Genomic DNA, 13,460 nt, shown 5'->3' with positions numbered 1-13,460 from the left:
ACATCGCGCGATGTCTCCGGATTTTTTGCTGTATGCATGGGGTTATTTCTGCTTGAGCGAGGTGTACGTGCCGCACACGATGCCCTTGATTTCGCCCTTGAGCGGCTTGCCGGTAAACGGTGTGTTGCTGGACTTGGAGCGATACGACGTATACGTGATATCGGCGTTCCAGTCCGCAATCATGAGCTCGGCACGGTTGCCTTCTTCGATGGATTTGCCGGTCAGGTTGTAGAACTGCGCCGGATTTTGGCTCATGCAGCGCATGAGCTGCATCGGCGTCAGCTTGCCGGCGCAAACCAGCGCGGTGTTCAGCACGGAAAAGGCGGTTTCCAGACCTGTAATGCCGGACATGGACTGTGCAAACGGTTTGTTTTTCTGCTCCGCGGTGTGCGGTGCATGGTCGGTGGCAATCATGTCAATGGTGCCGTCTGCCAGACCTGCAATGAGTGCCTGACGGTCCTGCTCCGTGCGCAGCGGCGGATTCATGCGGGCGTTGACGCCGTAGGTCAGCACGTCATCCTGTGTCAGTGCCAGATGGTGCGGGGTTGCCTCGGCGTGCACGTCCGCACCGCGCGCCTTGCCGGCGCGAATCAGCGCAACGGATTTGGCGGAGCTGATGTGCTGGAACGCAACGCGCGCGCCCGTCATCAGGGCGAGCTCGATGTCGCGGGCAATCATTTCTTCCTCAGAGGACGGCATTGCGCCGAGTACATCAAATTTCTTTGCGGCTTTGCTGCCGTAGTTGACGCCGGGAGACAGGACATACGCCGGATCTTCCTCGTGGAACGACAGCGGAACGCCCAGTGCCTTGGCGCGGCGCATGGCCTCTAAACACAGCTTGCCGCTGGTCAAATTGACGCCGTCATCGGTAAATCCCGGAGCGCCTGCCTCATGCAGTGCTTCAAAATCAACCAGCTCCTTGCCGCCCAATCCCTTGGTGACGGCACAGTCCTGCAGCACGTGAATCATGACATGGCGCGCTTTATCCTGCACGTATTGCAGCGTTTCCAGATTGTCGCAGGTCGGCTTGGTATTTGCCATGCATACAACCGTGGTGTATCCGCCCGCCTCTGCTGCTGCGGCGCCGGTGTAAATATCTTCCTTTTCCGTCTGTCCCGGGTCGCGGAAATGTACGTGTACGTCGACAAGACCCGGAGAAATCATGCAGCCGGATGCATCATAGACATCTTCGATATAGTTCGCAGGAATGGTGGGTGCGATGCGGTGAATGATGCCGGCATCGTCAATGAGAATATCCAGTTTTTTGCAAGTCTCAGTATATGGATCGAGAACGGTGCCGTTTTGAATGAGTAGCATAAAAGACCTCCTTGTATGGTATATCATGGGGGTGAATCGGTTTTTGCTTACAGCAAAACCGGTGTGTGCTGATAACACAGCCAAGCAAACAGGGCGAGCTGTACCGCAAAGATGAGCGGAATGCCAATCATAAATCGCCGGTGCTTGGTCTTGTGGTGAATGGTGCGCATCGTCAAATAGACACCGGGGCAGCCGCCGAGAATGCACAGCGCAAACAGCGTTTTTTCCGGCACGCGCCATGCGCCGCGCTGGGCTGCGTGCTTATCGTGTATCGTGACGAAAGCACCAATGCAATTGACCAGCAAGAGCCAAAAAATCAAAATCATGTGAAATCTCCGTGAATAATCTTAAAAAGATAGCGGTATGGTTGTTATTTTGCTGGTTATCGTGTATCATAAAGAGTGGTTTTGTACAAACCAAAACATAATTCAGATGGGAAGGGACATACATGGGTAAGAAAATTGCCGCCTGCCTGATGGCGGTACTTCTGCTGTGCAGCAGCATGAGCGCACTCGCTGCAGCGCCGCAGACGACTTCACAAAGTGTGTGCGTCATGGATGCGGACACGGGAGAAATTTTATATGAAAAAGATGCCTACACACAGCTGCCGATGGCATCCATCACCAAGACAATGACAGCGCTCGTTGCCATGGAAAACAGCGATTTGCAGGGCACGACGACCGCGACCAATGAGGCGCTGGCGACGGTTGATTTGGCGTCAACGCGCATTGGCTTTGAGGCCGGTGAGAATCTGACGCTGGACGAGCTGATGTATTGTATGCTGGTTTATTCCGCAAACGATGCGGCGAACATCCTCGCAGCAGCTGTAGGCGGTACCGTGGATAACTTCGTTGCCATGATGAATGCAAAGGCAGAGGAGCTCGGCTGCACACACACGCATTTTATGAATCCGAACGGATTGGATGCCGATGGGCATTATACGTGTGCACACGATATGGCCATTATCACCCAAGCGGCAAATAAATATCCGGCATTTGCCAAATATGCGGGATCTGTCACGTATACGCTGCCGGCAGACAACGTGATTGGGGAAGGCTGGCAGATTAAGACCAAGGTGAATGCGCTGGAGCAGGGAAGTCCGGTTTATGATGCGCGTATTTATGCGGCAAAGACCGGCTGGACGACCAAGGCACACAACACATTTATTGCCTGTGCCAAGACCAGCGACGGCAGCAATATGATTGTCACGCTGCTCAATTGTCCGGTGAAGAATGGTATTTTCACAGAGACAACCGCGCTGCTCAATTATGCAGAGAGCGCGTATCCGAAATTGACGGTGCCGACAGATGCATTTGAAAAGCAGGCAAAAAAAGCAGTCAAAAAAACGGGCGGAAAACTGGATGAAGCGGAGCTTCAGGCTGTTACTCTGCGCCTGCCATCGAGCATGACGGAAAAAGATTTGTCTTACGCCTGCGCCCAAACACCGTCCGGTGTGCAGCTGCAAATCTCGGTTGCGGAAAACAGCCGGAAAGCATATCAGGAAGAAACCGGATTGGACGGTTCAGCGCCGTTGGCAACCGTGATGCTTCCTGTGATGGATGACAAAAATGAGAAGCAGGAACAGGCTGTGCAGACACAGTCCGAGTCGGAAAAGCAGGGAGTTGCTGCGTCGATGCAGCAGAAGCTGAGCCATCTGCCCAAGCTCGCACAGGACGCCATCCTCGGTGCAAGCATTGTGGTTTGCGCCATTGTGCTGATGTTCGTCATTCTGTTTTCCATCCGATTGTATCATCAACGCAAGCGCCACAAGAAAAAGCAGAGCAGACCTTGACGGAGCGGAGCTGGAACCCATGGGTTCCAGCTTTTTATTTTACCTCAATGTCCCCGAACTGACCGCGGATGAGCTTGAGCAGTGCGTTGGGCTCCAGCTCAACCTGAAAGCCGATGCGTCCGCCGGACACAATGACGGTCGGCAAATCGCGCGCAGAGTCGCTGAGAACGGTCGGAAACTGCTTTTTCATGCCGATTGGGCTGCAGCCGCCGCGAATATATCCGGTGAGCTTGTTGATGTCTTTGACGTGAATCATCTGCACGGATTTTTCTCCGACAGCCTTTGCGGCCTTTTTGAGATCCAGCTCCGCCGCAACCGGAATGACAAAGACATAGTGTCCGCCCGATTTGCCTGCGGTCACGAGGGTTTTGTACACGCGCTCCAGCGGTTCGCCGATGGATGTGGCAACCGTGATGCCGTCGACGTGTTCGCCGTCGGTTTCGTAGGTGTGCGGCGTATAGGGAACTTTTGCGCGATCCAGCATGCGCATCGCGTTGGTTTTATTTTCAGCCATACAGAAAGACCTCCTGTTGTTGTATGGAATGATACTGCTATTATACACCAAAACAGCGGAAGAGACAGCGTTTTTTGCGAAAACACCGCAAAATAGCCGCAAAAAAGAACGAAGTATACCTGTCCGACAACTGCGTGCGGTTGTATGCCGCGCCGGACGCCGGAGAATGCCGAAAAAATAACAATCTTGAAGACACAAATGTGCACGCAAAGCAATTGCGTGCACGCGCACATAATTAGTAAAAGTGCTGTGTGCACGTGCCCGCATTTTGTGTAAACTGCGAATTTACTTTCTGTCCGGAACGGGATATACTAAGTACAACAAGAATAAAAGCAGACAATATCCGCTCCAACATGTACCTCTGCAAACGATAGGTTGGACAAGGTAACATAGAAGTCTATACCAGAGAGAAAATAGGTCTAGACAAGCAGAAAGGGGTTAGAAATGAAACGCATGTCATCATCGCTGCGGGCAAAAGAAGAATTTATGGTTATGTGCCGCGAGGGAATCTATCAGGCAGGAGAACGCCTGCCGTCCGAGACCAAAATGGCACAGCACTTCGGAATCAGCCGCGAAACATGGCGTGCGTCGCTGGAACTGCTTCGGCGAGAGGGCATTATCTACTCCAAGCATGGCGTCGGCACCTTCCTCATGGAAGTGTCCGCCAAGGCGGAAAATGACTTGACGCGCCTGTGCGCGATCAGCGAAATGATTCGTCAGGCTGGCATCGCAGAGGGACGCTCCAGCTATACAACCGGACTCACCATTCCGTCCAGTGAGGTGGCATCGGCGCTCGGCGTCAAGTCCGGCATCAATGTTTTTTACGTCAATCGCACGCGCTATACCAAGAGCGGCGATCCGATTTGCTGCAGCATGCATTACATGCCGGTATATCTGGCGGATGAATTAGACCCGATGCACATGCCGGATTCGTTGTTTTTCTACTTTGAGAACCGCAAAGGCATTTTTGTCAGCCGCTCCTCGGCGCACATCCTGATTCCAAAGCATGATGACCCGCTGGCTGTCCAGCTGCGCGGAGAACAGCAGGATATGCAGATCCTCGGCATGGAACAGCAGCATTTTGACTCCCGCGGCAATCCGGTCTTGTATACCATAGACTATCTCCGCAGCGAGATTTTCAATTTTTCTGTAACGCGTATCCGCGAAAAATAATTTTTGTTTTTTTCTAACTTTTTCTATCTCTCTTTGTCGGCAGCTCCGCACAGAAATGTGCGGGGCTGTTGCTTTTTGCTGCGCACACAAGACAAAAGCGCCGCCTCCGTGAAGGAAGCGGCGCTTTTGCGGTTAGTACATTATATAGAAGATATGATTACTCGATAACGCGGAACGAAATAACGCCTTCTACAGCCTGCAGAGCAGCCTTTGTCTCCGGAGTCAACTCGTTGTTGGTCTCCATGATGGTGTAAGCGATTTCGTCACGCGGACGGCTGCCCATGTTTTCAATGTTAATGCCGCGGTCAGACAGCGTGGTGGACAGACGTGCAATCAGATTCGGCATGTTGCGATGCATGATGCAGATACGAATGTTTGCTTCACGCGGTACGCGCAGATTCGGGAAGTTGACGGAATTGCGGATGGTACCGGTTTCGAGGTACTCGATGAGTTCCTCGGCAGCCATGCGCGCACAGTTGTCCTCGCTCTCCGGCGTGGAAGCACCCAGATGCGGCAGGCAGATTGCCTTCGGCTGTGCCAGCAGCTTCTCGGAAGCAAAGTCGGTCACGTAGCAAGCAACCTTGCCGGATTCCAGACCTGCGATGACAGCATCCTCGTCGCACAGACCGTTGCGGGCGAAGTTGAGAATGCGAACGCCGTCCTTCATCTTTGCGATGCCTTCCTCGCCGACAATGCCGCGGGTGGAATCCATCAGCGGAACGTGTACGGTGATGTAGTCAGACTTTTCAAAGATGTCGTTGAGGTTTGCGGTATAAGCTACGCCGCGCTGGATGTTCAGAGCAGCATTGACAGACAGATACGGGTCATAGCCGATGACATCCATGCCCAGCTCGATGGCAGCGTTTGCCACGCGGACACCGATGGCACCCAGACCGATGACGCCCAGCGTCTTGCCTGCGATTTCTGGACCGGCAAAGTTCGACTTGCCCTTTTCAGCCAGTGCGCTGATCTGGTCGCCGTTGCCTGCGAGGGTCTTTACCCAGTTTGCGCCGCCGATGATGTCACGGGAGGACAGCAGCAGACCGCACAGAACCAGTTCCTTTACGGCATTTGCGTTTGCGCCCGGGGTGTTGAATACGACAATGCCCTTTTCCGTGCACTTCTTGAGCGGGATGTTGTTGACACCGGCGCCGGCACGGGCGATGCACTTGAGTCCCTTCGGGAACTCCAGATCGTGCAGCTTGGCAGAACGAACTAAGATCGCATCATAGTCCGTCAAATCCTCCGAATACTCGTAGGAATCCTTCTTGAGCAGATCGAGACCTGCGTTCGAAATCTTATTAAACAGTTTTACCTGATGCATGACAGAAAAATCTCCTTTACAAGCACATTACTTGTTGTTGTTCTCGAACTTCTTCATGAAGTCGATGAGGTACTCAACGCCCTCGATCGGCATAGCATTGTAGATAGAAGCGCGCATGCCGCCAACCAGACGATGACCCTTCAGATTGGTCATGCCGGCGTCGATGGATTCCTGAATAAACTTCTTATCCAGCTCATCGTTGCCGGTGCGGAAGGTGACGTTCATGCGGGAACGGGAAGCCTTCTGTGCAGCACCCTTGTAAAAATCGGTAGAATCCAGATAGTCATACAGCATGCTGCTGCGGAGATCCGCATTCTTTGCCATCGCTTCCAGACCGCCCATCTGCTCGACCCATTCGGTGACCAGCTTCATCATGTAGATGGAGTACGTAGGAGGCGTGTTGTACATGCTGTTTTTGTCAGCCATCAGCTGGTAATCCAGCAGAACCGGCATGTTCTCGCGGTAGTGACCCATGAGATCCTCGCGAATGATGACAACTGCCATGCCTGCTGGGCCCATGTTTTTCTGTGCACCGGCATAAATCATACCGTACTTGGAAATGTCGACCGGCTTGGACAGAATGTTGGAGGACATGTCAGCAACAACCGGAACATCTCCTGCGTTCGGGTCGTAGTGCCATTCGGTACCGAAGATGGTGTTGTTTGCGCAGATGTAGAAGTAATCTGCATCCGGGCGGATGTCCAGCTGATCCGGGGTCGGAACCCAAGTAAAGTTGTCAGCTTCAGAGGTTGCAGCGATGTGAATGTCGCCAAACTTCTTTGCTTCCTTGTATGCATTGCGTGCGAAGTTGCCGGTGATGGCGTAATCTGCCTTGCCGGTTACCATGAGGTTGAGCGGAACCGCAGAGAACTGCATGGTTGCGCCGCCCTGCATAAACAGAATGCGGTAGTTGTCCGGGATATTATAGACGCGGCGCAGAACGTCCTGCGCACCGTTGATAATATCGTCGTAGTACTTTGAACGGTGACTCATCTCCATAACTGACATGCCGGAACCGCCATAGTTGGTCATTTCTGCTGCGGCCTTCTCGAGGACCGGCAGCGGCATCATGGACGGGCCAGCCGAAAAGTTATAAATTCTTCCTTCGGACATGAGAGTGATACCTGCCTTTCAACGGTACATAGGGATAAAAAAGAGTCATATATCGGTCCCTATGTAATCAGATAATATTACCAGTTCGTTCAAACTGACATTCTTATTAAATCGCATTTGAGGCGGGGTTGTCAAGACGCCAGACTCCTTTTCATCCGACTGCTGTAATTTAGCGTGCGAAAGCGGAAATTTTTGTCTATTTTTGCAAGGGAGACAAATCGTGCCTGCAAAGAATGACAAAAAAACGGCAAAGTTGTTCAGATTTTGCAAATTTTTTGCTCGGATATGACGTTCTGTGCGGCGTGGCTGCGAATGGAATTTCACGGAGGACGGCAGGAGCCGGCACGTGCCTTCGGTAACATGCACCCAGATCCGGCACAAAACATCTGAAAATACGGATGATTGCACCTTGTACATACGGCAGAAATGGCATATAATTAAAAAATATGCCGGAACGCGCATAGACGTTCGTTTGTTCCGGTGTTATAATGGAAATAAGTATGAAATTCTGTTCCAATCAGATCAGGAGGATGGAAATGTTTGAATTTGTAAATGATAATACGCTGGCTGAATACGAAGCCTTTAATATGAGCCACCCGTTTGGCCATTTCGCGCAGTCCAAGAAGTGGGCGAACCTGAAGGATAACTGGAAGTGGGAAGCAGTCATCGTTCGCGACGAGAACGGCGCAATCTGCGGCTCTCTCGCCGTGCTCATCCGCAACCTGCCGCATATGCCGTGGACACTGATGTACGGCTGCCGCGGTCCGGTTTGCGATCCGCATGACCGCGCAACCATGGAGCAGCTCATCGAGGGCGCTCGCGTGCTGGCGAAGAAGTATCATTCTTACGTGCTTAAGATTGATCCGGACGTTTCGATTGAGGATAAGGAGTTTATCAAGGAGCTGGAGCATCTGGGCTTTAAAAATGCCACCGGCGACGGCAAGAACTTTGAGGGCATTCAGCCGAACTTCGTGTTCCGTCTGGACGTCTCCGAGATGAACGCCAAGAAGATTTATACCGCTGAGCCGGGCGAGGCATTCGACATCACTGTCGACGACACGCAGGGCGAGGACGCCATCATGCACTTTAAGACGGATACCCGTACCAAGGTGCGCAAGGCAATCAAGCGCGGCGTCAAGATCAAGCTGGTTGGCAAGGAAATGATGCCGTTTTTCGCAAAGATGATGCTGGAAACCGGCCTGCGTGACGGTTTCGTCACCCGTCCGGCAAGCTACTTCAATAAGATGCTGGATGCGATGGGGGACAATGCCCGTCTGTACATGGCATTTTATGAGGACAAGCCGATTGCAGGTACGCTTGCGATTTACTACGGCGACAAGGTTTGGTATCTGTACGGCGCATCCGCAAACGGCACCAAGGAATTTGACGTCCGCAAGCTGATGCCGAACTACTTATTGCAGTGGATGATGATTCAGTGGTCTCTGGAGAAGAAGTGCCGCATCTATGACTTCCGCGGCGTTTCCGGCGATTTGACACCGGATAACCCGCTGTACGGTCTGTACCGCTTCAAGAAGGATTTCAATGGCGATCTGGTACAGTTTGTCGGCGAATATGATCTGGTATTCAACAAGCCGATATACTTTGCCGTTGTACACGGTCAGAGCACCTATCGCAACCTGCGCCGCAAGCGCTTCCTGAAGAAGAACGCTGCGCTGGATACTTCCAAGCCGAAGAATTTGACCGGCGATCATCGCGGCGAGTCGCAGGCAAAGAAAGAAGAAAAGAAGCCGGAAGAGAACAAGTAACATGAAAAAGTTCGTGATTGAGCGGGAAAAGCTCAAGGAAAATGCCCGCATCATTGAGAAAAAGGCGGGCGTGCCGGTATTTGCCGTACTCAAGGCAGACGGCTACGGCTTTGGCATGAAGCAGATGGCAGAGGTCTTGAAGGAGACCGGCATCCGCATGTTTGCCGTGACCGAGCCGGAGGACGCCCAGCGCTTGCGCGATTGGGGCTATACCGAGGAAGACATTCTCGTCATGCGCTCCACTGCGATGGCGGATGAAGCGTATCAGGTCGTGCAGGCGAACGCGATTGCGACGGTCGGTTCGCCGGAGGCAGCGCAGTGCCTGAATGAAGTTGCACAGGGCTGCGGCATGCAGGCAAAGGCGCATGTCAAGATTGACACGGGCATGGGACGCTACGGCTTTTTGCCGGATCAGTATGCGGAGATTAAAAAAGTGTATACTGCGTGCCCGGGCATGCAGGTGACCGGTATTTATACGCATTTTCACTCCTCGTTTGCCGATGAGGCGGCAACGCGCGGACAGTATAAGCAGCTGTGCCACATCATCAGCCAGCTGGAAGCGGACGGTATTTGTGTCGGCATGCGCCATGCGGCAAACTCCAACGGTGTGTTCCGCTATGACGATATGATGCTGGACGCGGTTCGCGTCGGCTCTGCGTTTACCGGACGCATTGTTGGCGGCGCAAAATATGGACTGTCCCGTCTGGGTTATCTCGAAAGCCGCGTCATTGAGACGCGCACCGTGCCGAAGGGTCACACCTTTGGCTATGGCGCGGGCTATGTCGCAAAGGACACTACACGCGTGGCGGTTGTGCCGGTCGGCTATACAGACGGCTTTTCCGTGGAAAAAAAGCGCGATTTGTTCCGTCCGCGCGATGTCATGCGTTATGTAAAGAACGATTTGGAAGACGGCAGGGGCAAGGGCAATATCTACATCAGCATTGCCGGACATCGCGTCCGCGTGCTGGGACATGTGGGTCTGTGCCATGTATCCTGCGATGTGACAGGACTGGATATTAAAAACGGTGACACGGCGATTCTCGATGTCAATCCGCTGTATCTCAGCCCACTGGTAACCAAGGAATATGTCTGACGCAAGATTGTACGAACAATTACGGAAACAGGCGGCTCGCAAGGCCGCCCGTTTTCATATGCCGGGACACAAAGGCCGTCCGGTTTTGCCGGAGCTGAATTTTCCGTTTCCGATTGATTACACGGAAATCGAGGGAACCGGCAATTTGTATGAGGGAGATGAACCGATTCTCTCCGCTGAGCGCGATGCCGCGCGATACTATGGCGCCCGTGACTGTCTGTTTTTGACGGGCGGCTCGACGCAGGCGCTGATGACGGCGATCGGCGCGGCTGTGCCAGAGGGCGGCACGCTGATTTTAGATCGGAATTGTCACAAATCCGTCACGCACGCGATGGCACTGCTGGATTTGACACCGGTGTTTGTCGTGCCGGAGCCGCTGGACGGCATGCCGGGACTGCTTGACGCGCAAGATGTGGAACATGCGCTGAGGCAGAACCCGCAGGCGTCCGCCGTTTTGGTGACCAGCCCGAACTACTATGGTATTTTGCAAAATATTCCCCAGTTGGCGGAGATTTGTCATACGCACGGCGTGCCGCTGCTCGTCGATGCGGCGCATGGCGCCCATTGCAAGGCGGTTGGTCTGCCGTCTCCCATCGAGCAGGGCGCGGATTTGGCGGCGGTGAGCACACATAAGACACTGCCCGCATGGGGACAAAGCGCGATTTTGCTCTCGTCCGGCCGCATTCCGTTTGACACGCTGCTGGAGACGGCACCGCTGTTCGGCACGTCCAGCCCATCGTATCTGCTTCTCGCGTCCATTGACTTGGCGCGGGCTTGGCTGGAAGGCGACGGCGCACAGGCGTATGCGCAGTGTGCCGCGCGGGTGCAGGCACTGCGGCGGGAGATTGCGCAGGTAACCGCATTTGATACCCTGACAGAGGAAAAGGCACCGCTTGACCCGTGTCGGCTGACCATTCGATGTACAAACACCAATGTCACGGGACAGGAGCTTTCCGCGATACTGCATGCGGATTTTGCGATTGATGCCGAGATGGCGGACGCCAATTATCTCGTGTGCATTTGCACCGGCGCGGACACCGAACGCGATTATGCGCGGCTTATGGGCGCGCTGCGCGACAAGCGGTTTTGTGCCGTTTCCAAGCCGCATCGGCAGCCGCTGCCGTTTCCGGAGCCGGAGCGCGTGTGCTCGGTGCGAAAGGCGTGGTTTGGCGCCAAAACAACCGTGCCGTTGGGGCACAGCGCCGGAAAAATCTGTGCGCGGCCGATTACGCCGTATCCGCCCGGCGTGCCGCTTGTATATCCGGGAGAGCGGATTCGGCAAGTTCACATTGAATTTCTGCGGGACGGATGGTATACTGATACTGCATCCATCTGCGTGATGGACGGTGATTTTTGAGGAAAGGCGGAACCGTTATGACGTTTGCCAGTTTGCTGGGAAATGAAGAATTGAAAGCAGCTTGGCAGCATGCCCTGCACGGACGCTTTCCGCAGAGCATTTTGCTGACCGGTCCGAAAGGCATCGGCAAGCTGACCGCGGCACGCGTGCTGACGATGGCACTGCTGTGTGAGAGCACGGGAGAAAAGCCGTGCGGACAGTGTGCCGCCTGCCGAAAGGTCGAGCAAAATTATCATTCCGATGTCACCTGCATTGATGCGGGCGATGCGGAAATTAAAGTGGACACTGCACGCCGCATTCGATCGGAATGTGCCGTGTATCCGGGCGACAGCGACCGCCGCATTTTCCTCATTCGCCATGCGCAGAACATGAACGCTGCGGCGCAAAATGCCCTGCTCAAACTGCTGGAAGAACCGCCGGAATATGCGTTTTTCATTTTGATGACGGAAAATGAAAGTGCCATCCTGCCGACGATTTTGTCGCGCTGCACGCAATATGCCATGGTGCCGCTGGATACCGGCTGTGTCATGCAGCTGCTGCGCCGACAGTATCCGGATAAAGACAGCGCAGTGCTGCAATGCGCCGCCGCAGGCTGTCAGGGCATCGCGGGTGACGCGCTGGCGGCACTCAGCGATGAGGCGGAAGAAATGACGCAGCTGGCGGGCGAATTTTTGCGTGCATTGGAGTGCAGGCAAGAGCTGGGACTGCTGCAGGCGGCAGAAAACTGCTCCGGCTTATCGCGGCAGCAGTTTTCTCATGTGCTGACAGCGCTGCGCACCGCACTGCGCGATGCGATTTTCTGCGCGCGCGGCATACCGTCCCCGCTGCTTCCGGCTCTGTCCGAACAGACACAGGCGGTGAGCCGAACGCTCACCGTGCGCCAATTGCTCGCACTGTATGATTGGATGGGAGAGCTGGACGAACGCATTTCCCGCAATCCGAGCATGGCGCTGCTGACAGGATGTCTTGCCGCCGGAAGCTTTGAGCGGATACAATAGATTTTATGAGAGAGCGTTTCGCCGCTTTGGCGAGATGTAGGAGGAACAAATTTGGCTCAGATTATAGGCGTCCGATTCAAAGAAGTCGGAAAAGTATATTATTTTGACCCGTGCGGCATCCAGACAACAGTGGGACAGCATGTCATCGTTGAGACGGCACGGGGCGTAGAATATGGAGAAGTTGCCATTGCCAACAGAGATGTTGCAGAGGGCGAGGTCACCAAGCCACTCAAAAAGCTGCTGCGCGTTGCGACACATTCGGATGAAAAGGTCGTAGAGACCAATCAAAAGCGCGCAAAGGAAGCCTTTGCGATTTGCGAAAAGAAAATTGCGGAGCACAAGCTGGATATGAAGCTGGTCTCCGTCGAATATACATTTGATCTCAATAAGGTTCTGTTTTATTTCACAGCGGATGGCCGTGTAGACTTCCGCGAGCTGGTCAAGGATCTGGCATCGGTCTTTCGCACCCGCATCGAGCTGCGTCAGATTGGCGTGCGCGATGAGGCGAAGGTTCTGGGTGGATTGGGCATCTGCGGCAGACCGCTGTGCTGTGCATCGTTTTTGGACGATTTTCAGCCGGTATCTATCAATATGGCAAAACAGCAGAATTTGTCGCTCAATCCGACAAAAATTTCCGGCACCTGCGGCAGACTGATGTGCTGCCTGAAATATGAGCAGGAGGCATATGAAGAATTGGCGCGCGTGACACCGCGCATAGATTCCACGGTGCAGACACCGGACGGCATCGGTGTGGTGCTCAGCAACGCCATGCTGCGCGGACAGTGCACTGTACAGCTGGAGGACGATCCGGACACGCCGCGCGTGTATGCGTGTGCAGATTGTCAGGTCTTGCAGGCAGGACGCAGAACGCGCCGTCCTGCGCGTCCGATGTCGGCAAAGCCGGCAGCTGCGCCGAAGGTTGCGGAAAAGCTGACTGACAGCATCGAGCCGCAGGAGCAGCACGAGGGCGCGCACAGCGAGCCACAGGAAAATCGCCGTTCCGAACGCCCGAA

At 54.1% G+C, this 13,460-nt stretch carries 11 protein-coding genes and 1 pseudogene; 7 read left to right on the top strand and 5 right to left on the bottom strand.

Annotated elements, in window-relative coordinates:
* Nucleotides 1-42: 42 nt before the first annotated feature.
* Together KQI75_RS07405 and KQI75_RS07400 are read right to left on the bottom strand one after the other, a co-directional pair.
* Nucleotides 43-1,317 (bottom strand): dihydroorotase, encoded by a 1,275-nt coding sequence (locus KQI75_RS07405; protein WP_216470100.1) that lies wholly within the window; start codon nt 1,315-1,317, stop codon nt 43-45.
* A gap of 47 nt (nt 1,318-1,364) precedes the next feature.
* Nucleotides 1,365-1,643, bottom strand: coding sequence for a DUF1294 domain-containing protein (locus KQI75_RS07400; RefSeq protein ID WP_216470099.1), 279 nt, complete (start codon nt 1,641-1,643; stop codon nt 1,365-1,367).
* A 122-nt stretch (nt 1,644-1,765) separates the two neighbouring features.
* On the opposite strand from KQI75_RS07400, the gene KQI75_RS07395 reads away from it, so the two are divergent.
* A complete protein-coding gene (locus KQI75_RS07395; RefSeq protein WP_216470098.1) occupies nt 1,766-3,109 on the top strand; it encodes a D-alanyl-D-alanine carboxypeptidase family protein in 1,344 nt (447 codons plus the stop codon).
* Nucleotides 3,110-3,143: 34 nt separating this feature from the next.
* Here the strand turns inward: KQI75_RS07395 and ybaK are convergent, their stop codons facing one another.
* Nucleotides 3,144-3,623, bottom strand: a complete 480-nt coding sequence (ybaK, locus tag KQI75_RS07390) for a Cys-tRNA(Pro) deacylase (protein WP_216470097.1) — start codon at nt 3,621-3,623, stop codon at nt 3,144-3,146.
* Nucleotides 3,624-4,067: 444 nt separating this feature from the next.
* Between ybaK and KQI75_RS07385 the strand changes: the two genes are divergently transcribed.
* Entirely contained in the window at nt 4,068-4,796 is a 729-nt protein-coding gene (locus KQI75_RS07385; protein WP_216470096.1) for a GntR family transcriptional regulator, read from the top strand.
* Nucleotides 4,797-4,953: 157 nt separating this feature from the next.
* Here KQI75_RS07385 and KQI75_RS07380 read toward each other — a convergent pair whose 3' ends face one another.
* Nucleotides 4,954-6,120 (bottom strand): 3-phosphoglycerate dehydrogenase family protein, encoded by a 1,167-nt coding sequence (locus KQI75_RS07380; RefSeq protein WP_216470095.1) that lies wholly within the window; start codon nt 6,118-6,120, stop codon nt 4,954-4,956.
* 27 nt (nt 6,121-6,147) lie between these two features.
* Nucleotides 6,148-7,233 (bottom strand): 3-phosphoserine/phosphohydroxythreonine transaminase, encoded by a 1,086-nt coding sequence (serC, locus tag KQI75_RS07375; RefSeq protein WP_216470094.1) that lies wholly within the window; start codon nt 7,231-7,233, stop codon nt 6,148-6,150.
* 536 nt (nt 7,234-7,769) lie between these two features.
* Here serC and KQI75_RS07370 point away from each other — a divergent pair.
* The 5 genes and pseudogenes from KQI75_RS07370 to KQI75_RS13770 form a co-directional block, all read left to right on the top strand.
* The gene (locus tag KQI75_RS07370; RefSeq protein WP_216470093.1) at nt 7,770-8,999 is read left to right on the top strand and encodes a lipid II:glycine glycyltransferase FemX; all 1,230 of its coding nucleotides are present in this window, start codon (nt 7,770-7,772) and stop codon (nt 8,997-8,999) included.
* Between the two features lies 1 nt (nt 9,000).
* The gene (gene alr, locus KQI75_RS07365; RefSeq protein ID WP_216470092.1) at nt 9,001-10,092 is read left to right on the top strand and encodes an alanine racemase; all 1,092 of its coding nucleotides are present in this window, start codon (nt 9,001-9,003) and stop codon (nt 10,090-10,092) included.
* Nucleotides 10,085-11,449: an aminotransferase class I/II-fold pyridoxal phosphate-dependent enzyme gene (locus KQI75_RS07360; protein WP_216470091.1), complete on the top strand. Its 1,365-nt coding sequence runs from the start codon at nt 10,085-10,087 to the stop codon at nt 11,447-11,449. Before alr ends, KQI75_RS07360 begins: the two co-directional genes overlap by 8 nt.
* A gap of 17 nt (nt 11,450-11,466) precedes the next feature.
* Entirely contained in the window at nt 11,467-12,447 is a 981-nt protein-coding gene (locus KQI75_RS07355) for a DNA polymerase III subunit (RefSeq protein WP_216470090.1), read from the top strand.
* Nucleotides 12,448-12,498: 51 nt separating this feature from the next.
* Nucleotides 12,499-13,302, top strand: a pseudogene (locus KQI75_RS13770) (PSP1 domain-containing protein); the annotation flags it as partial.
* Nucleotides 13,303-13,460 lie beyond the last annotated feature (158 nt).

It is taken from the genome of Butyricicoccus intestinisimiae (genome assembly GCF_018918345.1).
Taxonomy (GTDB): Bacteria; Bacillota; Clostridia; order Oscillospirales; family Butyricicoccaceae; genus Butyricicoccus_A; species Butyricicoccus_A intestinisimiae.
The sequence above is the reverse complement of the archived record's forward strand: the minus strand, read 5'-3'. Positions and strand labels throughout refer to the sequence as shown.